Consider the following 23020-nt stretch of genomic DNA (forward strand, 5'->3'; position numbering starts at 1 on the left):
GCGACGCTGCCACCTCAGGATTAAGCCAGGATTGTGCCGGGCGTCAGAGCAGGAAACTCAAACCAACGCAGAACAGCAAAGCGGCAAACAGTCTTTTCAGCAACTTCGGCGACAGCCTGTGGGCCAGTCGCGCGCCGAGACGGGCGAAGACCATGCTGGTCAGGGCAATACCCAGCAGCGCCGGTAAATAAATAAAACCCAGACTATGAGCCGGTAACAGCGGATCGTGCCAGCCCAGAATCATGAAACTTAATGCACTTGCCAAAGCGATTGGCAGGCCACAGGCCGACGACGTGGCAACGGCTTGCTGCATCGGCACGCTGCGCCAGGTCAAAAACGGCACGGTCAATGAGCCGCCGCCAATTCCGAAAATCGCCGAGGCCCAACCGATCACGCTACCGGCCACGGTCAGACCGAGTTTACCCGGCACCGTTCGGCTGGCCTTGGGTTTGACGTCCAGCGCCAGTTGCGCGGCAATCACCAGGGCAAAAACACCGATGATTTTTTGCAGGTTGGGTCCGGAGATCGCTTCGGCGGTCAGCGCGCCGAAACCGGCGCCGATCAGGATGCCGACGGTCATCCAGACGAAAATTGGCCAGCGCACGGCCCCGCGGCGGTGATGCTCACGCACCGCATTCACCGAGGTGAAGATGATCGTCGCCAGCGAAGTCCCCACGGCGAGGTGGGTCAGAATCGATGCGTCGAATCCCTGCAAGGTAAAACTGAACACCAGCACCGGGACAATGATGATGCCGCCGCCCACGCCGAACAATCCGGCCAACACCCCGGCACAGGCGCCGAGCGCCAGATAGAGCAGAAATTCCATGTCGCTTCCCCACCCAACCCCAAAACCGGAGCGGCATGGTAACGGATGCATGGCATCGGGCTCCACTGGATGGCGATGGATACCCGCACGTTGACTGCGTAAAGTGGGCAAAAAACACACTAGGATCACCTTATGTGCCTGATTGTTTTTGCCTGGCGGCCGGACCATGCCCAGCCGCTGATCGTGGCGGCCAACCGCGACGAATTCTACGCCCGTCCCAGCCTGCCGCTGGCGCAATGGCCTGAAGCGCCCCATGTCTACGCCGGCCGCGACCTGGAGGCTGGCGGCACGTGGCTCGGTGTTGGCGCCAACGGCCGCTTTGCGGCGCTGACCAATATTCGCGATCCGCATCGGCCACCGGGGCGCAAATCCCGGGGCGAGTTGGTGGCGGGATTTCTCAGCGGTGACGTTTCGATTGATGACTATTTGACCGACGTTGTCGCACGTTCGCCGGAATATGGCGGGTTCAACCTGCTGGTCGGCAACAAAAATGAATTGTGGCACTTCAATGCCCGGGCAACGGAAGCCGTGATGCTGCCGCCTGGGGTTTATGGCCTGTCGAATGCCGGGCTGGATACGCCGTGGCCGAAATTGCTTCGGGCCAAGGCAGCGCTGAGTCAAGTGCTGGACGAGCCACAACCGGAGGCACTGCTCGCGCTATTGAGCGATGCGCAGACCGCTCCATTTAACGAATTGCCGGATACCGGGGTCGGATTGGCGACCGAGACGTTGTTGTCGAGTGTATTTATTGCCAGCCAGAGTTATGGAACACGGGCGAGTACGGCGCTGATCGTGCAGGCGGATGGGTCGCGGCATATGGTCGAAAGGAGTTTCGGGCCATTTGGCGGGCATCTGGGGGAGGTAGAGGTCAGGGTTTGAAGCTCGGGCGATTAATTGTGGCGAGGGAGCTTGCTCCCGCTGGAGTGCGAAGCGCTCCCGATCCGGCCAATGCGTTCTTTCAGAAAAATCGCATCGGCCGGATTACGACAGCTTCGCAGCCGAACGGGAGCAAGCTCCCTCGCCACAGGCCATCAACCTTTTAGAGGGCTTTGACCGCCGCCGGATTGATCATCCGCGCCAACCCGAGGTTCTTCAGCGCCAGTTGCAATGAACTGTGGATAACTTGCGGGTTATCGATGGTCATCAGTTCGGCGAGCAATTCCTTGGCCTTGCTCAGGTTGATCTGACGCAGCATCCACTTCACCTTCGGCAGGTTGGTGGCGTTCATCGACAGGCTGTCGAAACCCATCGCCATCAACAGCACCGCCGCCGCCGGATCACCGGCCATCTCGCCGCAGATACTCACCGGCTTGCCTTCGGCATGGGCGTCACGCACCACGTTTTGCAGGGCTTGCAGCACGGCCGGGTGCAAGTAGTCGTAGAGATCGGCGACCCGCGGATTGTTGCGGTCCACGGCCAACAGGTACTGAGTCAGGTCGTTGGAACCGACCGACAGAAAGTCCACCTGCCGCGCCAATTCCCGGGTCTGGTACACCGCTGCCGGAATTTCGATCATCACCCCGACCGGCGGCATCGGCACGTCGGTGCCTTCGTCGCGCACTTCACCCCAGGCCCGGTGGATCAGGTGCAGGGCTTCTTCGAGTTCGTGGGTACCGGAGATCATCGGCAGCAGAATGCGCAGGTTGTTCAAGCCTTCACTGGCCTTGAGCATGGCGCGGGTCTGCACCAGGAAGATTTCCGGGTGATCGAGGGTGACGCGAATTCCGCGCCAGCCGAGGAACGGGTTGTCTTCCTTGATCGGGAAGTACGACAGCGCCTTGTCACCGCCAATGTCCAGGCTGCGCATGGTCACCGGTTGCGGATGGAACGCGGCGAGTTGCTCGCGATAGATCGCCAGTTGTTCCTTTTCGCTGGGGAAGCGCTGGTTGATCATGAACGGCACTTCGGTGCGGTACAAGCCAACGCCTTCGGCACCGCGTTTCTGCGCGCGCGCCACGTCCGCCAACAGGCCGGTGTTGACCCACAACGGCATGCGATGACCATCGACCGTGACGCACGGCAAATCACGCAATGCATCGAGGCCCAGGGCCAGCTGTTTCTCTTCCTCCACCACTTCGGCGAACTGCTTGCGCAGCACGTCGCTGGGGTTGGTGTAGACCTCGCCGCGGTGACCGTCGACGATCATGCCGATGCCGTCGACCTTGGAATACGGCAGGTCGACCAGGCCCATCACCGTCGGAATGCCCATGGCCCGAGCAAGAATCGCGACGTGGGAGTTGCCCGAACCGAGTACCGATACCAGACCCACCAATTTGTCTTCAGGCACCTCGCCGAGCATTGCCGGCGTCAGTTCCTCGCTGACCAGAATGGTGTTGTCGGGGTAGACCAGGGTTTGCTGGCGCTCTTCCTGCAAATAGGCGAGCAGGCGGCGACCAAGGTCCTTGACGTCCGATGCGCGCTCACGCAGGTAGGCATCGTCCATCAGTTCGAAGCGGTTGACGTGATCGGTGACCACCTGACGCAAGGCGCCCTGGGCCCACTGACCGGTCTTGATCACCGTGGTGACTTCGCTGCCCAGCGCGGCATCGTCGAGCATCATCAGGTAGACGTCGAACAACGCTCGCTCTTCCGGGCGCAACTGCGTGGCCAGCTTGGCCGACAAGGCGCGCATGTCGGCGCGCACGCCTTCGATGGCGGTCTTGAACAGCCCGAGTTCAGCTTCGATATCGGTGATGGTCTTGTCGGGCACCACGTCCAGGTCGGCCGGTGGCAACATGACCACCGCCGTACCGACCGCCGCCCCCGGCGAACCCGGGACGCCGACGAACTTGGCTTCCTGGATGCCCTTGCCCTGACGGCCCAGGCCACGGATCGAACCGGTCGCCTCGGCGTGAGCGATAACGCCGGCAAGCTGCGCGCTCATGGTCACGAGGAAGGCTTCTTCACCTTCGTCGAACTGGCGACGTTCTTTTTGCTGGATGACCAACACGCCGACGACACGGCGGTGGTGAATGATCGGCGCCCCGAGGAACGAGGCGTAGCGCTCTTCACCGGTCTCGGCGAAGTAGCGGTAGCGCGGGTGATCCGCGGCATTTTCGAGGTTCAGGGGTTCTTCACGCGTGCCGACCAGGCCGACCAGACCTTCATTGGGCGCCATGCTGACTTTGCCGATCGAGCGCTTGTTCAAGCCCTCGGTGGCCATCAGCACGAAACGGTTGGTCTCTGGATCAAGCAGGTAGACCGAGCAGACCTGGCTGCCCATGGCCTCTTTGACGCGCAACACAATAATCCCCAACGCCGCCTTGAGATCCTTGGCGGAGTTAACTTCCTGGACGATCTTGCGCAGCGTATTGAGCATGGCTCGGGGTCGAACTCCGTCGTCAGTCGCGCGATAAAAGGCGCGGGGCAAGCTCTTTGAGAGCGCGTCGGTACACCTCGCGCTTGAATGTCACCACCTGGCCCAACGGATACCAATAGCTGACCCAACGCCAGCCATCGAACTCCGGTTTACCGGTCAAATCCATCCGCACCCGCTGCTCGTTGGAGATCAGGCGCAGGAGAAACCACTTCTGTTTCTGGCCGATGCACAGCGGCTGGCTGTGCGTCCTGACCAGACGTTGCGGCAAACGATAGCGCAACCAGCCCCGGGTGCAGGCGAGTATTTCAACATCTTCGCGCTCCAGCCCCACTTCTTCGTTCAGCTCGCGGTACAAGGCGTCTTCCGGCGTCTCCTGGGGGTTGATCCCGCCTTGAGGAAACTGCCAGGCATCTTGATTGATTCGGCGAGCCCATAGCACCTGGCCGGCATCATTCGTCAGAATGATCCCGACATTAGGACGGAAACCATCGGGGTCGATCACGGCAACAACCTCGCAAACGCATGTCGCCGCATTGTTCCACAAAGGTTGTGAAGGCAGCAACGCGCCGGCCTACCTTATGTGCACTCTTGTGAAAAGTACGTATTCTGGTGACCTTTCTACAGACTTTTCAGCGAGTAACTGCAATGCGGCTGGCTTTATTCGACTTGGACAACACGCTTCTGGGCGGCGACAGCGACCACGCCTGGGGCGATTACCTGTGTGAGCGAGGCTTCCTCGACCCCATCGCCTACAAGGCTCGAAACGACGAGTTCTATCAGGATTACCTGGCCGGCAAGCTGGACAACGATGCGTACCTGAACTTTTGCCTGGAGATTCTCGGCCGCACGGAAATGGACGTGCTTGCCCTTTGGCACAGCGACTACATGCGCGACTGCATCGAGCCGCTGATGCTGCCCAAGGCTATCGAGCTGCTTGCAAAACACCGCGCCGCCGGCGACAAGCTGGTGATCATCACCGCCACCAACCGCTTCGTCACAGGGCCTATCGCCGAGCGTCTTGGCGTCGAAACCCTGATCGCCACCGAATGCGAAATGCTTGATGGTCGCTACACCGGGCGCAGCACCGATGTGCCGTGCTTTCGCGAAGGCAAGGTGACGCGGTTGAATCGTTGGCTGGAAGAGACTGGGCATTCGTTGGAGGACAGCTATTTCTACAGCGACTCGATGAATGATTTGGCGCTGCTGGAGCAAGTGGCCAACCCGATCGCTGTCGATCCGGACCCGAATTTGCGCGCTGAAGCCGAGAAGCGTGGCTGGCCGGTGATTACGCTGCGCGACTGATATCGCCATCGCTGGCAAGCCAGCTCCCACAGGTTTTTCGGGTGTTCACACAATTGGTGCTCACTGAAAATCCTTGTGGGAGCTGGCTTGCCAGCGATTGGGCCAACGCAGTTTCATTGATTAAACCGGCTTGGCGCCCATCAATCCGGCAATGGCGATAAAGCAGACAAAGCTGAACACCGCCAACGCAAAAGTAAATTTACCCACGCCACCCGGCGCCTTGCGCAGCCTGTTCAACCGCACCAAGAGCCAGAACCACGCCAGCGCCGCCACGGTGTACAGCACACTCGACACCAGCAGCCAGGTCTGCCCCAGCGGCCAGCCCACCAGGTGCACCATCCACCAGCCGGTAAACGGCATGCTCAGCAATGCCAGCCCCATCAGCAGCCAGATAAACACTCGCGGCCTTTGCAGAGTGCGGCTGCCCGCCGTCGCATCGCCATTACGTCGAGTACGCCAGACCCAGATCCCCAGGCCCAACGCACTCAGCAGCAGCACGAGCGTTGCCACCGTGTGAGCCATTTTCAGCGCCGTTAATGTTTCCATGGTTCGATGTCCTTATGCATTGCCCATCAGCGTAGCCGTTCAGCCAAGAAACAGCTGATAGGCCGGATTGTCGCTTTCATCCCAGTAGGGGTAACCGATTTCTTCCAGCGCCGCCGGCACCAGGTGACGCTCATCGTGAGGCACTTGCAGGCCCGCGACCACACGGCCATCCGCCGCGCCATGGTTGCGGTAATGGAACATCGAGATATTCCAGCGCCCGCCGAGTTTGTTGAGGAAGTTGAACAAGGCACCCGGACGCTCCGGGAATTCGAAGCGCAGGATCACTTCGTCAACCACATGCGCCGCGCGGCCACCGACCATGTGCCGGATGTGCAATTTGGCCAGTTCGTTGTCGGTCAGATCGATGACCGGAAAACCCTGCTCGCTCAGGCTGGCGATCAGCGCGCTGCGCGGGTCGGTGTCCGGGTGCGTTTGCACGCCGACAAAGATGTGCGCTTCGCTACCGGTGTTGTAGCGGTAGTTGAATTCGGTAATCTGACGCTTGCCGATGGCCTCGCAGAATGCCTTGAAACTGCCCGGCTTCTCGGGAATGGTCACCGCGATGATCGCTTCGCGGCCTTCGCCCAATTCCGCGCGCTCGGCCACATGGCGCAGGCGGTCGAAGTTGACGTTGGCGCCGGAGTCGATGGCCACGAAAGTCTGCCCGGTCACCCCACGCTGCTCGACGTACTTCTTGATCCCGGCCACACCCAAAGCGCCGGCAGGTTCGGTGATCGAGCGGGTATCGTCGTAGATATCCTTGATCGCCGCGCAGATTTCGTCGGTGCTGACGGTGATGACTTCATCCACGTAATCCTTGCAGATCTCGAAGGTGTGCTGGCCAATCTGCGCCACCGCCACGCCGTCGGCGAAGATGCCCACGGTCGGCAGCACCACACGCTCGCCCGCCGCCATCGCCGCTTGCAGACAGTTGGAGTCGTCCGGCTCGACGCCGATGATCCTGATGTCCGGCCGCAGATACTTCACGTACGCCGCGATGCCGGCGATCAGGCCGCCACCGCCGACCGGGACGAAAATCGCATCCAATGGCTGCGGGTGCTGGCGCAAAATCTCCATGGCCACCGTGCCCTGCCCGGCAATGGTGTGGGGATCGTCGTAGGGATGAATGTAGACGTAGCCTTTTTCATCGACCAGTTTCAGCGAGTAGGCCAGGGCTTCAGGGAACGAATCCCCATGCAGCACCACTTTGCCACCGCGCGAGCGAACGCCTTCGACCTTGATCTCGGGCGTGGTCTTGGGCATGACGATGGTCGCTTTCACACCCAACACCTTGGCCGCCAAGGCCAGGCCCTGTGCATGATTGCCCGCCGACGCCGTGACCACGCCGCGAGCACGCTCTTCATCGCTCAGTTGGGTCAGCTTGTTATAAGCGCCGCGAATCTTGAACGAGAACACCGGCTGCAAGTCTTCGCGCTTGAGCCAGATATCGTTGCCCAGCCGCTCGGAAAGCTGGCGGGCAGACTGCAATGGGGTTTCTACGGCGACGTCGTAAACGCGCGAGGTGAGGATCTTTTTGACGTACTGTTCAAGCATCGGAAAGCATCACTGAGCGAGTTGGGCAGGACCATGGAGTCTAACCCGGCTTTTGTCCGCACGACCACACTAAACCGGTGGTTTCAGGCACCGTTGGACCATTGTGGCGAGGGAGCTTGCTCCCGCTGGAGTACGAAGCGCTCCCCCGCATTCATCCGGATGTATCGCTTACCAGGTTTTGCGACTGCTTCGCAGCCGAGCGGGAGCAAGCTCCCTCGCCACAAAAGCAATCCGGCACCCCGGCTCCTGTTCTCTGCCAATCGGACAATGACCTTCCCCGCCCCGAAGCCTATAATGCCGGCCTTTCGTTCCCTCCTCGGCACTCCGGAGCCCGCATGAACCAGGATCAACTCAAACAGGCAGTGGCTCAGGCCGCCGTCGACTTCATCCTTCCGAAACTCGACGACAAGAGCATCGTCGGTGTCGGCACCGGCTCCACCGCCAACTGTTTCATTGACGCGCTGGCCCAACATAAAGGTGCATTCGACGGCGCTGTCGCCAGCTCCGAAGCCACCGCCGCGCGCCTGAAGGGCCACGGGATTCCGGTGTACGAACTGAACACTGTCAGCGACCTGGAGTTCTACGTCGACGGTGCCGATGAAAGTGACGAGCATCTGAACCTGATCAAGGGCGGCGGCGCAGCCCTGACCCGTGAGAAGATCGTCGCGGCGGTGGCCAAGACTTTCATTTGCATCGCCGATGCCAGCAAGCTGGTGCCGGTCCTCGGCGCATTCCCGCTGCCGGTGGAAGTGATCCCGATGGCTCGCAGCCACGTGGCACGCCAACTGGTGAAACTGGGCGGCGACCCGGTCTACCGCGAAGGTGTGCTGACCGACAACGGCAATATCATCCTCGACGTGCACAACCTGCAGATCACCAACCCGGTGGAGCTGGAAACGCAGATCAATGCCATCGTCGGCGTTGTGACCAATGGCCTGTTCGCGGCGCGACCTGCAGACCTGTTGTTGCTGGGGACCAGCGAAGGCGTGAAGACCCTGCGCGCCGAGTAAGGCAAACGCATATTCCCTGTGGGAGCGGGCTTGCCCGCGATAGGGCCGTCACATTCAACATTGATGTTGACTGACAGGCCGCCATCGCGGGCAAGCCCGCTCCCACAGTGTTGCGTGGCGTTGATTAGGGTTGTGCTGGCTTCTTGAACACGTAGAACAAATTCGGCTCGCTCACCAGGTACATCGTACCGTCGTCATCCATGGCGATCCCTTCCGCTTGCGGCACGGTCTTTTTCAGCCCCTGGCGCCCCTTGCTCAGTGACATGGTGCTCAGCGGTCGGCCGTCGACATCCAGCTCCAGAATCAACCGCGACTCGTCAGACAGCGCCATCAAGTGGCCGCTGCGCTCGTCGTATTGCAGGCTCGACAGATCACGCACGAACATCCCGGCATCGCGCTTGGGGTTGTTGATCACGTGCACCGCGTAAGATTTTTCCGGATTGAAATGCGGAAACCCGTGCACTTCATAGATCAGCATCGGGTCGCGCTCCTTGGCGACAAACAGACGCTTGCCCACCGAATCGTAAGCCAAGCCCTCAAAACCCTTGTTGCCGCTCATGTGCACACCAAGGGTCATTTGCTCCGCGTCCGCCGAGTCGAGGAAGGTGGTGTCGTCCTCCAGACGGATCTTGATCAGTCGCTGCTCACGTTCATCGGTGATGACATAGGTGTCGGCACTGATGAACTCAACGGCTTCCGGATCACCAAATCCGATCAAGGCAATGCGGCGAAGGATCCTGCCGTCCAGGGACAGTTCGATCAGTTCCGAGTTTTTATTGGTGACGGTGAACAGGCTTTTGCGCACCGGGTCGTAGGTCAGTGCCGAGACGTCATCATCGAGCCCCTCGATGACCTGCGCTTCCAAAACCACTTGATACTGGTCAAGGGCAATAGACTGGGTACTTAACGGCTGCCAGAGCGTGTGCAGATTGAACCAGGTCCGCTCAAACAGGCGCAGATACTGGCCGACCGCGATCAACACGATCAACGCAATCACCGACAGCATGAGAATCAGGGGTTTGGGGCGGGCAAATCGACGCATTGGAGGCAGGCTCGGAATTAGATCAGGCGGATGAAATATCACGCCTGTCTGAATTGAAGCTTAATGGCCACTTGCCCGCTCCTACAACCGACGCTGTAAATTCCTACAAAATTGTTTCAACGCTGTTTTTCAAAACGGTAAAACAGGTTCGGCTCGCTGACGAAATACAGGTTACCGGCCTCGTCCATGGTCACGCCTTCGGCGCGAGGGATGGTGTTTTTCAGGCTGTTGAAACCGCGCAGCAGCGTCATGAAACTGACCTGCTCGCCTTTTTCGTCGAGCTCCAGCAACAGGTGCGAATCAGCGGACAATACCAGGGTGTGGCCGGTCCGCGGATCGATGGCCAACGCTGACAGATTGCGAATATCCAGTTCGTCACTGGCCAATGCCTGCTTGTCACCGATCAGCTTCTGGCCATCGCCCTTCCAGGTGAACAGCGCCGGTGGCCGTTCTTCGCCAAGCAGCAACTGCTGGTTACGCGGATCCCAGGTAACGGCTTCGAACGCCTTGTTCTGGTCTTTCGAGAGGCCCAGGTCATACTTGGGGAAGTTGGCGATGTTCAGCTCGCGGGTGTCGGCATCGACCTTGACGATGCTCACCAAGTGGTCACGCTCATCGACGATGGCCAGCAAACCATTGCCCATCACAGTGACGCCTTCGGGGTTGCTCCAGCCCACCAGAGGCATCTTGCGCAACACATCGCCCTGCAACGACAGCTCGACCAGGAACGGGTTTTTGCCCATGACTGAAAACAGGGTCTTGGTCTGGGGATCGTAGGCAATGTCCGAAGCTTCATCCTTTTCCATGCCCGGCAGCGGCTTGGCGTCGATCACCGCGTGATAGTCCGGCAGCCAGACACTCTCCTGACGCTCGGCGGCGCTTTCGAAGCGTTCCTGGAGCCAGAGCACCCCGCGATCATCCCAATGCATGGCAAACGCCAGGCCGTATGCAATGGCGGCCACTAGCAAAAGCCAGGAATACCAACGCAAGGCAAAGCGTGAGCGACGGACAGGTTTGAGCGTGGTGAGCGGTGGAGTGGCCATCAGGGATGCGTTCCAGAAATTCAGGCTAGGGGTAATAGCACAATTGGGATCGGCTCAGACGCCGAAATTCCGGGAATTATCCAGACCGAATGTGAAAAAACCGGGAAATGGCAGCAACGCCTTCCGACCAGTAGGAGCAAAGCTTGCTCGCGATGAACGATAACCCGGTGTGTCAGGTATACCGCCATCGCGGGCAAGCCACGCTCCTACAGGGCTTGGTGCCGACTTAACGGACGCTGCTGGTGAAGCTGCTGGCGCCCGGCAGTTCCAGAACGATTTCGTCGCCGACATTCAACGGACCAACGCCCACCGGCGTGCCGGTCAGGATCACATCGCCCGCTTGCAGGGAGAAGCAGCCGGCCATGTGCTGGATCATCGGCACGATCGGGTTGAGCATCGCGCTGCTATTGCCGTCCTGGCGTACTTCACCGTTGATGGTCAGGCGGATGCCGATGTCAGTCAAATCAGCGAACGTGCTGCCGGAAACGAACGGAGCGATCACCGCCGCGCCATCGAAGGACTTGGCGATTTCCCAGGGCAGCCCCTTGGATTTCAGCTCGGCCTGCTTGTCGCGCAGGGTCAGATCCAGCGCCGGGGCAAACCCGGAGATGGCGTCGAGCACTTCTTCCACACTCGGCTTGGTCGACAAGGGCTTGCCGATCAACACCGCGATTTCCGCTTCGTAATGCACCGAACCACGCTCGGTCGGAATGCTGAAACCACCTTCCAGCGGCACCACGCAACTGCCCGGCTTGATGAACAGCAGCGGCTCGGTCGGTACCGGATTATCCAGCTCCTTGGCGTGTTCGGCGTAGTTACGGCCGATGCACACCACTTTTCCCAGCGGGAAGTGAATGCGCGTACCGTCGACATACTGGTGCTGATAGCTCATTACCGACTCCTGCTTCGTTGGCTCTTAAAGTTCGAAAAATCAAACAGCGAAAATCTTGCCCGGGTTCATGATGCCGTTCGGATCGAACACCGCTTTGACCGCTTTCATGTACTCGATCTCAACCGGCGAACGGCTGTAGGTCAAGTAATCACGCTTGGTCATGCCCACACCGTGCTCGGCAGAAATCGAACCGTTGTACTTCTCGACGGTTTCGAACACCCACTTGTTGACGGTGGCGCACTTGGCGAAGAACTCGTCCTTGCTCAGGTTTTCCGGCTTGAGGATGTTCAAGTGCAGGTTGCCGTCGCCGATGTGACCGAACCAGACGATCTCGAAATCCGGGTAGTGCTCGCCGACGATGGCATCGATTTCCTTCAGGAAGGCCGGGACTTTCGACACGGTGACCGAAATGTCGTTCTTGTACGGCGTCCAGTGGGAAATGGTTTCGGAGATGTATTCACGCAGCTTCCACAGGTTCTGCAGCTGGGTTTCGCTCTGGCTCATCACGCCGTCCAGCACCCAGCCCTGCTCGACGCAGTGCTCGAAGGTTTCCAGGGCGTGGTTGGCCACTTCTTCAGTGGTCGCTTCGAATTCCAGCAGCGCGTAGAACGGGCAGTCGGATTCGAACGGAGCGGGTACATCACCGCGAGCCATGACTTTGGCCAGGGCCTTGTCGGAGAAAAACTCGAACGCCGTCAGGTCGAGTTTGTTCTGGAAGGCGTGCAGTACCGGCATGATCGAGTCGAAATCGGCGGTGCCGAGGACCATCGCGGTGAGGTTTTTCGGCGCACGATCCAGGCGCATGGTCGCTTCCACGACAAAACCGAGCGTGCCTTCTGCGCCGATGAACAACTGACGCATGTCGTAGCCGGTGGCGTTCTTGATCAGGTCACGGTTCAGCTCCAGCACGTCGCCCTTGCCAGTGACGACTTTCATGCCTGCCACCCAGTTACGGGTCATGCCGTAGCGAATCACCTTGATTCCACCGGCATTGGTGCCGATATTGCCGCCAATCTGGCTGGAACCGGAGGAGGCGAAGTCCACCGGGTAGTACAAGCCATTCTCTTCGGCGACATTCTGCAGTTGTTTAGTGACCACGCCCGGCTGACAAACGGCAGTGCGGTCGGTGAGGTTCACGTCGAGGATCTGGTTCATATAGTCGAACGACACGACCACCTCGCCATTGGCCGCCACGGCCGCGGCCGACAAACCGGTACGACCACCGGACGGCACCAGGGCGACCTTATGCTTGTTGGCCCACAGGACGATGGCCTGGACCTGCTCGGTGGTCTTCGGGAACACAATGGCAGTGGGGGCCGGGGCGAAATGCTTGGTCCAATCCTTACCGTAAGCATTCAGGGAGTCGGCATCGGTCAGCACCTTGCCAGGCTCAACCAGGGTCTTCAGCTCATCAATCAGGGCAGGATTGGTCATCGACAGAACTCTCGAACAATTCATGGTCATCCTGAGAACGCTTCACGTCGCAGGAATGAGTGTTTAGCGGGGCGCATATGCTAGCATACCGACCCCGCAGCATAGTGCCCAACGGCTATTCTGCGGCGACGGCTGTCGTGCCGTCCGGGTCAGCGTCTGCTGGCTATCTCCTGCCATTTTTCTCCGGGATACAGGTTTACGCAGATGAGCAAGACTTCTCTCGATAAGAGCAAGATCAAGTTCCTTCTTCTCGAAGGCGTCCACCAATCGGCTGTCGACGTCCTCAAGGCGGCGGGCTACACCAGCATCGAGTACCTCACAGGTTCTCTGCCGGAAGCCCAGCTCAAGGAAAAGATCGCGGATGCTCACTTCATCGGCATTCGCTCCCGTACGCAACTGACCGAAGAGATCTTCGATCACGCGAAGAAGCTCGTGGCGGTAGGGTGTTTCTGCATCGGCACCAACCAGGTCGACCTGGACGCGGCTCGCGAGCGCGGCATCGCCGTGTTCAACGCCCCGTACTCCAACACCCGTTCCGTAGCCGAGCTGGTGCTGGCCGAGGCAATCCTGTTGCTGCGCGGCATCCCGGAGAAGAACGCTTCCTGCCACCGTGGCGGCTGGATCAAGAGCGCGGCCAACTCTTTCGAGATCCGCGGCAAGAAGCTGGGCATCGTCGGCTATGGCTCGATCGGTACGCAATTGTCGGTCCTGGCCGAAGGCCTGGGCATGCAGGTGTACTTCTACGACACCATCACCAAACTTCCTTTGGGTAACGCTACTCAGGTCGGCAACCTGCACGAACTGCTGGCGATGTCCGACATCGTTTCGCTGCACGTTCCGGAAACCGCTGCCACCCAGTGGATGATGGGCGAGAAGGAAATCCGCGCCATCAAGAAGGGCGGCATCCTGATCAACGCTGCTCGCGGCACCGTTGTCGAGCTGGACCATCTGGCGGCTGCCATCAAGGACAAGCACCTGATCGGCGCGGCCATCGACGTATTCCCGGTGGAGCCACGCTCCAACGACGAAGAGTTCGAAAGCCCGTTGCGCGGCCTGGACAACGTGATCCTGACCCCGCACATCGGTGGTTCCACTGCTGAAGCCCAGGCCAATATCGGTCTGGAAGTGGCAGAGAAACTGGTCAAGTACAGCGACAACGGTACGTCGGTATCGTCGGTGAACTTCCCGGAAGTGGCCCTGCCGGCTCACCCTGGCAAACACCGCCTGCTGCACATCCACGAGAACATCCCGGGTGTGATGAGCGAGATCAACAAGGTCTTCGCCGAAAACGGCATCAACATCTCCGGTCAGTTCCTGCAGACCAACGAGAAGGTTGGCTACGTGGTGATCGACGTCGACGCCGAGTACTCGGACCTGGCGCAAGAGAAGCTGCAACACGTCAACGGCACCATCCGTAGCCGCGTGTTGTTCTGATCGCGACGCGAGCGAAAAAAGGGAGCCCTTCGGGGCTCCCTTTTTTTATTTGACGTTGACGGTGATTTTTTCGGACACGATTGGCGGATCGAACGGCATGTGACCGCTGTCGCCCAGTTCGAGCTGCAAAGTGTGCTTGCCCGGTGTCAGTTTTATTTCGGCCTGAGTCTGTGCCTTGCCGAAGTGCAGATGATTGGCATCGTTCGGGATCGGCTGACCCGCCGCCGGCAGTTCATCGACATCAATCAGCAGGTGGTGGTGACCGGTATTCTTGGTGACGTCGCCTGCTGGCGCCAGCGCAATGTTCTCGACTGCGAACTTGACCACAACAGTCTGCGGAACCGTCGCACCGTCCTTGGGAGACACGATGGACACTTCGGCGCCTTTCGGTGCAGGCGTGGCAGCACTGGCCAGTACCGAAACGCCCATCAGCAAGCCAGCCAAAGCAGCACGTGACATAAAGGTTTTCATTCTCTTCTCCAGTTTTTCCGTAAAATCCGCGTGACCATGACAACTTCATGGTCAATCGTTGTCGAAGGCATTCGACAACCATAGCAAAGCGAGCCTGAATCAGAGGGTCGCTATAAAAAATTCAAAGGAGTGACCATGCGCTTTCTGCCTGGCCTGATCTGCCTGCTACCCCTTTTGAGCCCGTTGGCTCATGCCGAATTGATTGACGACGTAAATGACCGCGGCGAACTACGCATCGCCATTGAGGCGAATACACCTCCATTCAACTTCAAGGAAGACGACAAACTCGCGGGTTTCGAAGTCGAACTGGGCCAAATGCTCGCCCAGGAACTGGATGTTCGGGCCGATTTTGTCGTCACCGATGCCAGTGATCTGCTCAATGGCGTGGAAAGCGGCAAATACGACGTTGCCATCAATCACATTACACAGACCCCGGGGCTGAAGGATCGTTTCGACTTCAGCGAGCCTTATCTCAAGACCAATGCGCAATTGGTCGCCAAGAAAGAAGAGCCGCAATCAATCTTGCTGGTGCAGTCGCTGACGGAGGAGAAGCCCAAGGCGAACCCGGTGGTTGACCTGGCGATTCCATTTCAAAAGGGCAATCCGGCGTTCCATGCCAGCCTGGAAGGTGCGTTGCAACGGATCAAGACCGATGGCCGAATGGAAAAACTGGTGGAGAAATGGTTTGGGGCGGAATCGGGCGCAGCGCCAAAACCCTGAAGACGATCGGTATCCAATGTGGGCGGGCTTGCCCGCTCCCACAGGGGGTTTATGGTGACTATCGGTTTTGGTTTGCCAGCGCCTGGGCAGCTTGCGGCAACTCCAGCTCACTGAACACCAACACTCCATGACGCTTGAGCAACGCCGCCGTCACGCCTTCGCCACTGACTTTCACACCACTGAACGTGCCGTCATAGGTCAGCAGATTGCCGCATGACGGGCTGTTGGCCTTGAGAACGGCAATGCGGATGCCATGTTTTTGTACCAGCTCCAGCGCCTGCTTCGCCCCGGACAGAAACTGCGCGCTGACGTCCTCACCCTCGGTAGTGATCACCGCTGCAAGGCCTTCAAGTACGTCACCGCCCTGCCCGCCCGGGATTTCCGCAGCCGCCCGTGGTGTCGGCAATCCTCCGGCAACTTCCGGGCATAGTGGCACGACGCGCCCCTCGTCGAGCCAACGCTGAAGCTGATCGAATGGCCCGCTGGCGCCGCCGTCGTAGCGAACGCGATGCCCCAGCAGGCAGCGGCTTACCAAAATCTTCTGCATGATCAGAATGGCTCGTTGCCCCGGCGCCGGAACCAGCCGGTCAACGACAGGCGCTCCCGGGTCGCCGGCAGGACTTCATGGGGGACTTCACCTGACAGGAACACCACCAGGCATCCCCCGACCGGTACTACATCGTATTCCGCGCTTTCGTCCAGGTACATGCGCAACTGGCCACCATGCTCGGGCAGCCACGCGTCATTGAGATAGACCACCGCCGACACCATGCGCCGATCGTCGTCGCGAAACCGGTCGAGATGCCGAAGGTAAAACGCCCCGGGCGGGTACATGGCGAAATGACTTTCGAAATCCTCCAACCCCAGGAACAAACCGCGATTCATTGCCTCGCGCAGACTGTCCATCAACCCCAGATAACTGTCGCACGCGTCGGCCTGGCCCGGCTCGATCCACTGAATGTGATCGCCGCGAATGCCCTCGCGGACCTCCGATAACGGCCCACGCCCTACCGCCGCCGGGGCCAGTTCACCCTCGGCAGCACGTTTACGGCACTCGGCCGCCAGTGCCCGGGTCAGATCCAGAGGCAGGAAAATATTCTGCTGAGACCAGCCGTTGGCAGCCAGGTCGTCGACGATACGTAACAGCAGCGGGTGATCAGAAGGTATTTGCATGGCGCGCATAGTATTCCTGCGCCTGAAAATCCGACAGAGCCGCGCAGCGGGTTGATACGAATTCTCGACAAGTCCTGATGCCACACGGAGAATAGTCGCCTGCCGACAGGAGTCCCTATGCGCCGTTTGCTTTTCTCACTGCTGATGTTCTGTGTATTGCCCGCCTGGGCAGACGGCCACGACCAGTTGTACAAGGTCGCCGGCTGGCCGGAACAACGCGCGCATTTCAACGATGCCCTTGCCGCCGCGCAAAAACGATACGAAAGCAGCCTGCCACCGGCGGTGTTCCAGGCACTGGTCAATAACAGTAATCAGCGGTTTTCCCCCAACGCCGTGGACCAGCGCGCGCAAGCGCAGCTGCGCAAGAACCTCGTCGATCCAAAACCGGCTTTGGCGTTCTTCCAGTCACCGCTGGGCAAGAAAATCGTCGCTGCCGAATTACTCGCCACCCGTCGCGACCAATTGGCAAAAAACGCCAAGGGTTTGCCGAAAATGCAGGCCAGCGACAGCCGCCTGCTGATTATCGGCCATCTGGCCCAGGCCCTGCCCGCCCGTGAAGCTGGCGCCGAGGTCAGCCTGGCGATTGCCGGTGTCGCCGCCGACAGCCTGAGCTCGATGATCCCCGGCCTGCTCGGCGCCGGGCAGGCGCAGGGCATGTTGAACGGTCAGCGCCAGCGCTTGATGGAGCAGATCGGCAGCGATCTGAACAACACGCTGCTCTACGTCTATCGCGACCTGTCGGATGAAGAGCTGGAAGAGTTCGCCACGTTTGCCGAATCGGCAGAAGGCAAGGCGTATTACCAGGCAGCGCTGGCGGCGATCAAGGCCGGGTTGGCGGTGGGGCAGAGTTCTTCAAACCTCGGCCAGTGATCTTCGGCGCCATATAGATCGCCATCGCCAGCAGGCTGGCTCCCACATTGGATTTGTAGACACCGGACCATTGTGGGAGCCAGCCTGCTGGCGATGGGGCCCGAACTATCGCTACAAATTCCTGCCCTTTATCCGCTTGCTCAAGAACCCGAAATACTCCCCGCGCAACACCAGTGCCTCATTCGCCAGATGATGCCGCGCCTCGGGTAACATCAATACCTGTGGCCGGTCGAACTTTGCCCGTAATACCTCAAGGTTGTGCTGCCAATCCACGGTCATGTCCGCCTGCCCCTGCACAATCAATGGTCGACGGTTGCTGCCCGGCGCCGCTTCGATGCGTTTGATCCACTGCGCCAGCGCCCCGACCCAGGCGGTTGGCAGACGTAGCGGTTGCAAGGGATCGGCCTGCAGGAACGGTAGAAAATCCGGATCGTTGGAGTTCTCACTGAAGCGCCGCGCAATCGCTTTGACGAATGGCCGGAGCAAGTAATAGCTGAAGTGCGACCAGCCCCACGCTCGCGGCCGCACCAGCGGCGCCAATAGAATCACCTGCCCTTGCGCCGGGCTGTTCGCCCCGGCATTCAACACATGGTCGATCACGATCGCCCCACCGGTGCTCTGCCCGCACAGGTGCCACGGTTGCGGCAGGTCGAGGGATTGCGCTTCGGTAAACAGCCCTTGCAAGGTGTCCTGGTACTCGGCGAAATCCTTGATGCTCGCCCGCTCGCCACTGGACAGACCATGTCCGGGCAGGTCGCAGGCGATCACCGCAAATTGCTGATCGAGCGCCCACTCGATCACATGACGATAGAGCCCGGTGTGATCGTAAAAACCATGAAAGACAAACAGGGTCGCTTTCGCCTGCTGCGGCCACCAGACCTGGCTGACCACCTCATAGCCGTCGACTTGAAAACGCCCCAGGCCGCTGCGCACGTCGCGCGACGAAAAATCCAGTCCGTAAAATCGCTGATAGGCCTGCGCCTGCGCTGACAACGGCTGACCTTCAGCCAGTGGCCGCAGGCTGGCGCGCAGATCGTTGGGGTCGAAAGTGGCGGGCATGAACGATTCCATTACCTGAAACGGACTTTATGGACCTGCGATATTCATCTGTCGCAGCAAGCATGGCAAGCTAGCCGACCTTCGAGGATTGAACCGATGCGCTCGCCCGTTCGTGCCACCCTGTTTGTCAGCCTGCTGACCCTGCTCTGCGCCGCAGTGCTGTGGGCGGCTTACGACTGGTTCCAGGGGCGCTACCTGCGCGCATTCAGCGAACACACCGCTGTGTTCTCCGGCGACCCGCTGCGTTTACCCGACACCCTTGCCGGACCGGGCGCCATCCGTTTGGTGCATTTCTGGGACCCGGCCTGCCCGTGCAACGTCGGCAATCAACAACACCTCAGCGAACTGGTTGAACAGTACGTACCAAAAGGCGTTGAATTCTATGCGGTGCAAAAAACCGGCAGCCACGGACAACTGCCGAGCAACCTGAGCAGCCTGAAAACACTGACCATCCTGCCCGGCTCCGAACAAGTTCCCGCCAGCCCTGCCGTGGCGATTTGGGACCGCACCGGCAAACTGGCGTACTTCGGCCCTTACAGCGAAGGCCTGACTTGCAACTCGAGCAACAGTTTTATCGAGCCGATCCTGCAAGCGTTAAACGAAGGTCGTGCAGTGAGTGCCACGCACACACTGGCCGTAGGGTGTTACTGCCCGTGGCCTGCCACTACGACTCAGTAGCGACAAACGCCGCAATGCGAATCCCTCCTACGGGCGATGCCTGTTTACGGTGAGCCGTGTTAAACAATGTCACCAGGGATTTGCTGCCACCATAACAACAAGGAGTCACCATGAAACGTAGCCTGACCGCACTCGGTTTGTTGGTCGTCGCAATCGCTGCCGCTGGCGGCTGGTACGTCTACAGCAAGCAGCCGACACGTCAGGGCATGGTGGAGCTGCAACACCTGCAAGGCTCGGTCACCGTACGTTACGACGAGCGCGGCATCCCGCACATCCGCGGCGAGAACGAAACCGATCTGTACCGCGCGCTTGGCTACGTCCACGCCCAGGATCGACTGTTCCAGATGGAAATCCTGCGGCGCCTCGCCCGGGGGGAGCTGGCGGAGGTGCTGGGGCCGAAGCTGCTCGACACCGACAAATTGATGCGCAGCCTGCGCATTCGCGAACGTGCCGAAACCTACCTGGCCAATCTGGACCAGCAATCACCGGCCTTCATCGCCATGCAAGCCTATCTGGACGGTATCAACCAGTATCAGGACAGCCATGCAAAACCCGTGGAGTTCGATGTACTGGGTATCCAGAAGCGCCCGTTTACCGCCCAGGACACCATCAGCATCGCCGGCTACATGGCCTACAGTTTTGCCGCAGCGTTCCGTACCGAACCGCTGCTGACCTACGTACGCGATCAACTCGGCTCGCAATACCTGAACGTTTTCGACCTCGACTGGCAGCCCAAAGGCGTGCTGGCCAAGCAACACAACGCCGCTGCACCAACCCTCGCCAACGCGGACTGGAAAGACCTCAACGCCCTCGCCCGCCTCAGTGAGCAAGCCTTGGCCGACAACAGCCTGCCGCAATTCGAGGGCAGCAATGCCTGGGTGGTCGCCGGCAATCACACCAAAAGTGGCAAGCCGCTGCTGGCCGGCGATCCGCATATCCGTTTCTCCGCGCCGTCGGTGTGGTACGAGGCGCACCTCTCGGCACCGGGTTTTGACCTGTACGGCCACTATCAGGCCCTGATGCCTTTCGCCTCGCTGGGCATGAACCGTGATTTCGGCTGGAGCATCACCATGTTCCAGAACGACGACCTGGACTTGATCGCCGAGAAGGTCAACCCGGACAACCCCAATCAGGTCTGGTATCGCGGCAAGTGGGTTGATCTGGTGAGCAGCGAACAGCAGATCGCGGTGAAGGGCCAGGCACCGGTCTCCCTGGTATTGCGCCAGTCGCCCCACGGCCCGATCGTCAATGATGCGCTGGGCAACAGCGTTGGCAAAACGCCGATCGCCATGTGGTGGGGGTTCCTGGAAAGCCAGAACCCGATTCTCGAAGGTTTCTATCAGCTCAATCGCGCCGACACCCTGGCCAAGGCGCGCAGCGCGGCCGCCAAGGTTCAGGCGCCCGGCCTGAACATCGTCTGGGCCAACGCCAAGGGTGATATCGGCTGGTGGGCGGCGGCGCAGCTGCCCAAGCGGCCTGCCGGCGTAAAGCCTTGGTTCATTCTCGACGGCAGTAGTGCCGAGGCGGACAAGGACGGTTTCTACCCGTTCAGCGCCAACCCGCAGGAAGAAAACCCGGCAAGGGGCTATATCGTCTCCGCCAACTTCCAGCCAGTGTCGGCGACAGGCATGGAGATTCCCGGTTACTACAACCTGGCCGACCGTGGTCAGCAGCTCAATCAACAGCTCGGCGACAAGGCCATCAAGTGGGATCTCGATGCCAGCCAGAAACTGCAACTGGGCACCACCACCGGTTACGGCCAGCGTCTGTTGGCACCGCTGCTACCGGTGCTGCGCTCGGTAGTGACGGATCCCGCCGAACTGAAACTGGTGGGGCAACTGGCGCAATGGAAGGGCGATTATCCGCTGGAGTCCACCAGCGCCACCGTGTTCAACCAGTTCCTGTTCAACCTTGCCGATGCGGCGATGCACGATGAGCTGGGCAATGATTTTTTCGAGACGCTGCTGTCGACCCGAGTGATCGACGCTGCACTCCCGCGCCTGGCGGCCAATCCGGATTCGCCGTGGTGGGATAACCGCAACACACTCGGCAAGGAAACCCGGGCCGACACGGTCAAGGTTGCCTGGCAAGCGAGCATCGCCCACCTCAAGGCCACCCTTGGAGCGGACTTCGCGCAATGGCAGTGGGGCAAGGCGCACACGCTGACCCATGGCCATCCGCTGGGGCAGCAGAAACCGCTGGACCGGATCTTCAACGTCGGCCCGTTCGCGGCACCCGGCAGCCATGAAGTGCCGAACAACCTGTCGGCCAAGATCGGCCCGGCACCCTGGCCGGTCACCTATGGCCCGTCGACCCGCCGCCTGATCGACTTCGCCGACCCGACCCACAGCCTGACAATCAATCCGGTTGGGCAGAGTGGCGTGCCGTTCGACAGTCATTTCTATGATCAGGCCGATGCGTATGTCGAAGGGGTTTACTACCAGGCGCACCTCACTGATGAAGAGGTGACGGCCAATACCCGCAGCACCTTGAAGCTGTTGCCGGCGCGCTCAAAGCAATAGCGGTTGATTGATTGAGCGGACGCCTTCGCGGGCAAGCCGAGCTCCTACGGGATATTGAATGGCGTAAATCCCGTAGGAGCTCGGCTTACCCGCGAAGAGGCCCTTGCTTACACCATCGCCGCAAAGTTCAGCCTGAACTGCTGCGGTGTCACCCCCAACCTGCGATTGAACACGCTGCGCATGTGCTGGGCATCGCGAAAGCCGCACTGCCAGGCCACGGTCTTGAGCGGTGCCCGCGTGCTCTCGAGCATCACCCGCGCGGCATCCACTCTCGCCCGCTCAACGAACTCGGCGGGGGTGATTTTCGCTTCCTTGGCGAACACCCGGGAAAAGTTGCGCGCGCTCATGTTGGCGGCATTGGCCAGATCGGCGATGGTCAGGTCGCCCGTCAGATTGGCCAACACATAATGCTGGACCATCGCCACCGCCGACGTCGGTTCGGCGTGAGGGGTCAGGAACGGACTGAATTGTGATTGCCCCCCGGAGCGCTGGGTGAACACTACCAATCGCTTTGCCACGTTCAGTGCCACTTCCGGTCCGTGATCGCGTGCCAGTAAATACAGCGACAGGTCGATGCCCGCCGTCACGCCGGCCGAGGTGTAGAGTTCGGCGTCCTGCACGTACAAACGATCGGCTTCGACCCGGGTCGACGGACACAATGCCGCCAGCGCCGCCGCATCGCCCCAATGTGTCGTCACCGTCCGCCCTTCCAGCAAACCGGCCCGGGCCAGCATGAACGCACCGTTGCAGATCGACCCAAAGCGTTGCGCCAACGCGCAGGCATCTCGCAACCAGGCATTGAACGCGGCGCCAAAATCCATCAATGGCAACTGCGGGCCTCCGGCCACCAGCAGCAAATCGTAAGCCTGTGACGCTTTGCTGAAATGCCGATGGGCGTTCAGCGCCAGGCCATTCGAACACGCCATCACCCCGTGCTCCACGCCGATCACTTCCAGTCGATAGTGATCTTCGGGCGCCAGAAAGCGATTGGCCTCGCAGAACACATCCATGGGACCGGTGACATCCAGCGACTGAACGCCGGCGAACACCACGATGGCGACGGTTTTACTCATGGTTCGAAACGCCTGTATGGATCACGCTTACTGTGGCAAGAGAGCTTGCTCG

22 protein-coding genes are annotated in these 23020 nt (G+C 60.0%); 8 read left to right on the top strand and 14 right to left on the bottom strand.

Annotated elements, in window-relative coordinates:
* Positions 1-43: 43 nt before the first annotated feature.
* Positions 44-826, bottom strand: a complete 783-nt coding sequence (locus ASD60_RS10980; RefSeq protein ID WP_056854025.1) for a sulfite exporter TauE/SafE family protein — start codon at positions 824-826, stop codon at positions 44-46.
* A 132-nt stretch (positions 827-958) separates the two neighbouring features.
* Between ASD60_RS10980 and ASD60_RS10985 the strand changes: the two genes are divergently transcribed.
* Positions 959-1705, top strand: coding sequence for an NRDE family protein (locus tag ASD60_RS10985; RefSeq protein ID WP_056854026.1), 747 nt, complete (start codon positions 959-961; stop codon positions 1703-1705).
* A gap of 160 nt (positions 1706-1865) precedes the next feature.
* On the opposite strand, the gene ptsP is transcribed toward ASD60_RS10985, so the two are convergent.
* Positions 1866-4145: a phosphoenolpyruvate--protein phosphotransferase gene (gene ptsP / locus ASD60_RS10990; protein ID WP_056854027.1), complete on the bottom strand. Its 2280-nt coding sequence runs from the start codon at positions 4143-4145 to the stop codon at positions 1866-1868.
* 22 nt (positions 4146-4167) lie between these two features.
* Positions 4168-4647: an RNA pyrophosphohydrolase gene (locus ASD60_RS10995; RefSeq protein ID WP_028623697.1), complete on the bottom strand. Its 480-nt coding sequence runs from the start codon at positions 4645-4647 to the stop codon at positions 4168-4170.
* Positions 4648-4790: 143 nt separating this feature from the next.
* Here ASD60_RS10995 and ASD60_RS11000 point away from each other — a divergent pair, with 143 nt between their 5' ends.
* On the top strand, positions 4791-5447 hold the full coding sequence (locus ASD60_RS11000) for an HAD family hydrolase (RefSeq protein ID WP_056854028.1): 657 nt from the start codon (positions 4791-4793) through the stop codon (positions 5445-5447).
* Between the two features lie 120 nt (positions 5448-5567).
* Here the strand turns inward: ASD60_RS11000 and ASD60_RS11005 are convergent, their stop codons facing one another.
* A complete protein-coding gene (locus ASD60_RS11005) occupies positions 5568-5993 on the bottom strand; it encodes a DUF2269 family protein (RefSeq protein ID WP_056854029.1) in 426 nt (141 codons plus the stop codon).
* A gap of 39 nt (positions 5994-6032) precedes the next feature.
* Positions 6033-7547, bottom strand: coding sequence for a threonine ammonia-lyase, biosynthetic (gene ilvA, locus ASD60_RS11010; protein ID WP_056854030.1), 1515 nt, complete (start codon positions 7545-7547; stop codon positions 6033-6035).
* A 335-nt stretch (positions 7548-7882) separates the two neighbouring features.
* Between ilvA and rpiA the strand changes: the two genes are divergently transcribed.
* Complete coding sequence (rpiA, locus tag ASD60_RS11015) at positions 7883-8557, top strand: ribose-5-phosphate isomerase RpiA (protein WP_056854031.1); 675 nt, start codon at positions 7883-7885, stop codon at positions 8555-8557.
* A gap of 124 nt (positions 8558-8681) precedes the next feature.
* Here rpiA and ASD60_RS11020 read toward each other — a convergent pair whose 3' ends face one another.
* The 4 genes from ASD60_RS11020 to ASD60_RS11035 form a co-directional block, all read right to left on the bottom strand.
* Positions 8682-9599 carry an SdiA-regulated domain-containing protein gene (locus ASD60_RS11020; RefSeq protein ID WP_056854032.1) on the bottom strand — a complete coding sequence of 306 codons (918 nt, stop codon included), beginning with the start codon at positions 9597-9599 and terminating at the stop codon, positions 8682-8684.
* Positions 9600-9715: 116 nt separating this feature from the next.
* Complete coding sequence (locus ASD60_RS11025) at positions 9716-10642, bottom strand: SdiA-regulated domain-containing protein (protein WP_056854033.1); 927 nt, start codon at positions 10640-10642, stop codon at positions 9716-9718.
* Between the two features lie 226 nt (positions 10643-10868).
* Positions 10869-11534, bottom strand: coding sequence for a fumarylacetoacetate hydrolase family protein (locus ASD60_RS11030; RefSeq protein WP_020797317.1), 666 nt, complete (start codon positions 11532-11534; stop codon positions 10869-10871).
* Between the two features lie 39 nt (positions 11535-11573).
* Complete coding sequence (locus tag ASD60_RS11035; protein WP_056854034.1) at positions 11574-12968, bottom strand: FAD-binding oxidoreductase; 1395 nt, start codon at positions 12966-12968, stop codon at positions 11574-11576.
* 204 nt (positions 12969-13172) lie between these two features.
* Between ASD60_RS11035 and serA the strand changes: the two genes are divergently transcribed.
* The gene (serA, locus tag ASD60_RS11040) at positions 13173-14402 is read left to right on the top strand and encodes a phosphoglycerate dehydrogenase (RefSeq protein WP_056854035.1); all 1230 of its coding nucleotides are present in this window, start codon (positions 13173-13175) and stop codon (positions 14400-14402) included.
* A gap of 45 nt (positions 14403-14447) precedes the next feature.
* On the opposite strand, the gene ASD60_RS11045 is transcribed toward serA, so the two are convergent.
* On the bottom strand, positions 14448-14873 hold the full coding sequence (locus ASD60_RS11045; protein ID WP_056854036.1) for a DUF4399 domain-containing protein: 426 nt from the start codon (positions 14871-14873) through the stop codon (positions 14448-14450).
* Positions 14874-15008: 135 nt separating this feature from the next.
* On the opposite strand from ASD60_RS11045, the gene ASD60_RS11050 reads away from it, so the two are divergent.
* The gene (locus tag ASD60_RS11050) at positions 15009-15593 is read left to right on the top strand and encodes a transporter substrate-binding domain-containing protein (RefSeq protein ID WP_056854037.1); all 585 of its coding nucleotides are present in this window, start codon (positions 15009-15011) and stop codon (positions 15591-15593) included.
* Positions 15594-15651: 58 nt separating this feature from the next.
* Here ASD60_RS11050 and ASD60_RS11055 read toward each other — a convergent pair whose 3' ends face one another.
* Together ASD60_RS11055 and ASD60_RS11060 are read right to left on the bottom strand one after the other, a co-directional pair.
* Positions 15652-16140, bottom strand: coding sequence for a DUF523 domain-containing protein (locus tag ASD60_RS11055; RefSeq protein WP_056854038.1), 489 nt, complete (start codon positions 16138-16140; stop codon positions 15652-15654).
* A 2-nt stretch (positions 16141-16142) separates the two neighbouring features.
* Complete coding sequence (locus tag ASD60_RS11060) at positions 16143-16775, bottom strand: 2OG-Fe(II) oxygenase (protein ID WP_056854039.1); 633 nt, start codon at positions 16773-16775, stop codon at positions 16143-16145.
* Between the two features lie 108 nt (positions 16776-16883).
* Here ASD60_RS11060 and ASD60_RS11065 point away from each other — a divergent pair, with 108 nt between their 5' ends.
* Complete coding sequence (locus ASD60_RS11065) at positions 16884-17636, top strand: DUF2059 domain-containing protein (RefSeq protein WP_056854040.1); 753 nt, start codon at positions 16884-16886, stop codon at positions 17634-17636.
* Positions 17637-17747: 111 nt separating this feature from the next.
* On the opposite strand, the gene ASD60_RS11070 is transcribed toward ASD60_RS11065, so the two are convergent.
* The gene (locus ASD60_RS11070) at positions 17748-18695 is read right to left on the bottom strand and encodes an alpha/beta hydrolase (RefSeq protein WP_056854041.1); all 948 of its coding nucleotides are present in this window, start codon (positions 18693-18695) and stop codon (positions 17748-17750) included.
* A gap of 96 nt (positions 18696-18791) precedes the next feature.
* On the opposite strand from ASD60_RS11070, the gene ASD60_RS11075 reads away from it, so the two are divergent.
* Together ASD60_RS11075 and ASD60_RS11080 are read left to right on the top strand one after the other, a co-directional pair.
* Positions 18792-19373: a DUF6436 domain-containing protein gene (locus ASD60_RS11075; RefSeq protein WP_056854042.1), complete on the top strand. Its 582-nt coding sequence runs from the start codon at positions 18792-18794 to the stop codon at positions 19371-19373.
* Positions 19374-19483: 110 nt separating this feature from the next.
* Positions 19484-21895, top strand: a complete 2412-nt coding sequence (locus tag ASD60_RS11080; protein ID WP_056854043.1) for a penicillin acylase family protein — start codon at positions 19484-19486, stop codon at positions 21893-21895.
* 107 nt (positions 21896-22002) lie between these two features.
* Here the strand turns inward: ASD60_RS11080 and ASD60_RS11085 are convergent, their stop codons facing one another.
* Positions 22003-22968 (bottom strand): GlxA family transcriptional regulator, encoded by a 966-nt coding sequence (locus tag ASD60_RS11085; RefSeq protein WP_056854044.1) that lies wholly within the window; start codon positions 22966-22968, stop codon positions 22003-22005.
* Between the last annotated feature and the right edge of the window lie 52 nt (positions 22969-23020).

It is taken from the genome of Pseudomonas sp. Root562, from assembly GCF_001427125.1.
In the GTDB taxonomy this organism is placed as follows: domain Bacteria; phylum Pseudomonadota; class Gammaproteobacteria; order Pseudomonadales; family Pseudomonadaceae; genus Aquipseudomonas.

Coding starts and splice junctions, on each gene's coding strand:
- ASD60_RS11055 (WP_056854038.1), bottom strand. CDS start 16,140: ATGCAGAAGATTTTGGTAAGCCGCTGCCTGCTGGGGCATCGCGTTCGC.
- ASD60_RS11005 (WP_056854029.1), bottom strand. CDS start 5,993: ATGGAAACATTAACGGCGCTGAAAATGGCTCACACGGTGGCAACGCTC.
- ASD60_RS11075 (WP_056854042.1), top strand. CDS start 18,792: ATGCGCTCGCCCGTTCGTGCCACCCTGTTTGTCAGCCTGCTGACCCTG.
- ASD60_RS11050 (WP_056854037.1), top strand. CDS start 15,009: ATGCGCTTTCTGCCTGGCCTGATCTGCCTGCTACCCCTTTTGAGCCCG.
- ilvA (WP_056854030.1), bottom strand. CDS start 7,547: ATGCTTGAACAGTACGTCAAAAAGATCCTCACCTCGCGCGTTTACGAC.
- ASD60_RS10980 (WP_056854025.1), bottom strand. CDS start 826: ATGGAATTTCTGCTCTATCTGGCGCTCGGCGCCTGTGCCGGGGTGTTG.
- ptsP (WP_056854027.1), bottom strand. CDS start 4,145: ATGCTCAATACGCTGCGCAAGATCGTCCAGGAAGTTAACTCCGCCAAG.
- ASD60_RS11025 (WP_056854033.1), bottom strand. CDS start 10,642: ATGGCCACTCCACCGCTCACCACGCTCAAACCTGTCCGTCGCTCACGC.
- ASD60_RS11020 (WP_056854032.1), bottom strand. CDS start 9,599: ATGCGTCGATTTGCCCGCCCCAAACCCCTGATTCTCATGCTGTCGGTG.
- ASD60_RS11000 (WP_056854028.1), top strand. CDS start 4,791: ATGCGGCTGGCTTTATTCGACTTGGACAACACGCTTCTGGGCGGCGAC.
- ASD60_RS11085 (WP_056854044.1), bottom strand. CDS start 22,968: ATGAGTAAAACCGTCGCCATCGTGGTGTTCGCCGGCGTTCAGTCGCTG.
- ASD60_RS11060 (WP_056854039.1), bottom strand. CDS start 16,775: ATGCGCGCCATGCAAATACCTTCTGATCACCCGCTGCTGTTACGTATC.
- serA (WP_056854035.1), top strand. CDS start 13,173: ATGAGCAAGACTTCTCTCGATAAGAGCAAGATCAAGTTCCTTCTTCTC.
- ASD60_RS11070 (WP_056854041.1), bottom strand. CDS start 18,695: ATGCCCGCCACTTTCGACCCCAACGATCTGCGCGCCAGCCTGCGGCCA.
- ASD60_RS11035 (WP_056854034.1), bottom strand. CDS start 12,968: ATGACCAATCCTGCCCTGATTGATGAGCTGAAGACCCTGGTTGAGCCT.
- ASD60_RS10985 (WP_056854026.1), top strand. CDS start 959: ATGTGCCTGATTGTTTTTGCCTGGCGGCCGGACCATGCCCAGCCGCTG.
- ASD60_RS11080 (WP_056854043.1), top strand. CDS start 19,484: ATGAAACGTAGCCTGACCGCACTCGGTTTGTTGGTCGTCGCAATCGCT.
- rpiA (WP_056854031.1), top strand. CDS start 7,883: ATGAACCAGGATCAACTCAAACAGGCAGTGGCTCAGGCCGCCGTCGAC.
- ASD60_RS11030 (WP_020797317.1), bottom strand. CDS start 11,534: ATGAGCTATCAGCACCAGTATGTCGACGGTACGCGCATTCACTTCCCG.
- ASD60_RS11065 (WP_056854040.1), top strand. CDS start 16,884: ATGCGCCGTTTGCTTTTCTCACTGCTGATGTTCTGTGTATTGCCCGCC.
- ASD60_RS11045 (WP_056854036.1), bottom strand. CDS start 14,873: ATGAAAACCTTTATGTCACGTGCTGCTTTGGCTGGCTTGCTGATGGGC.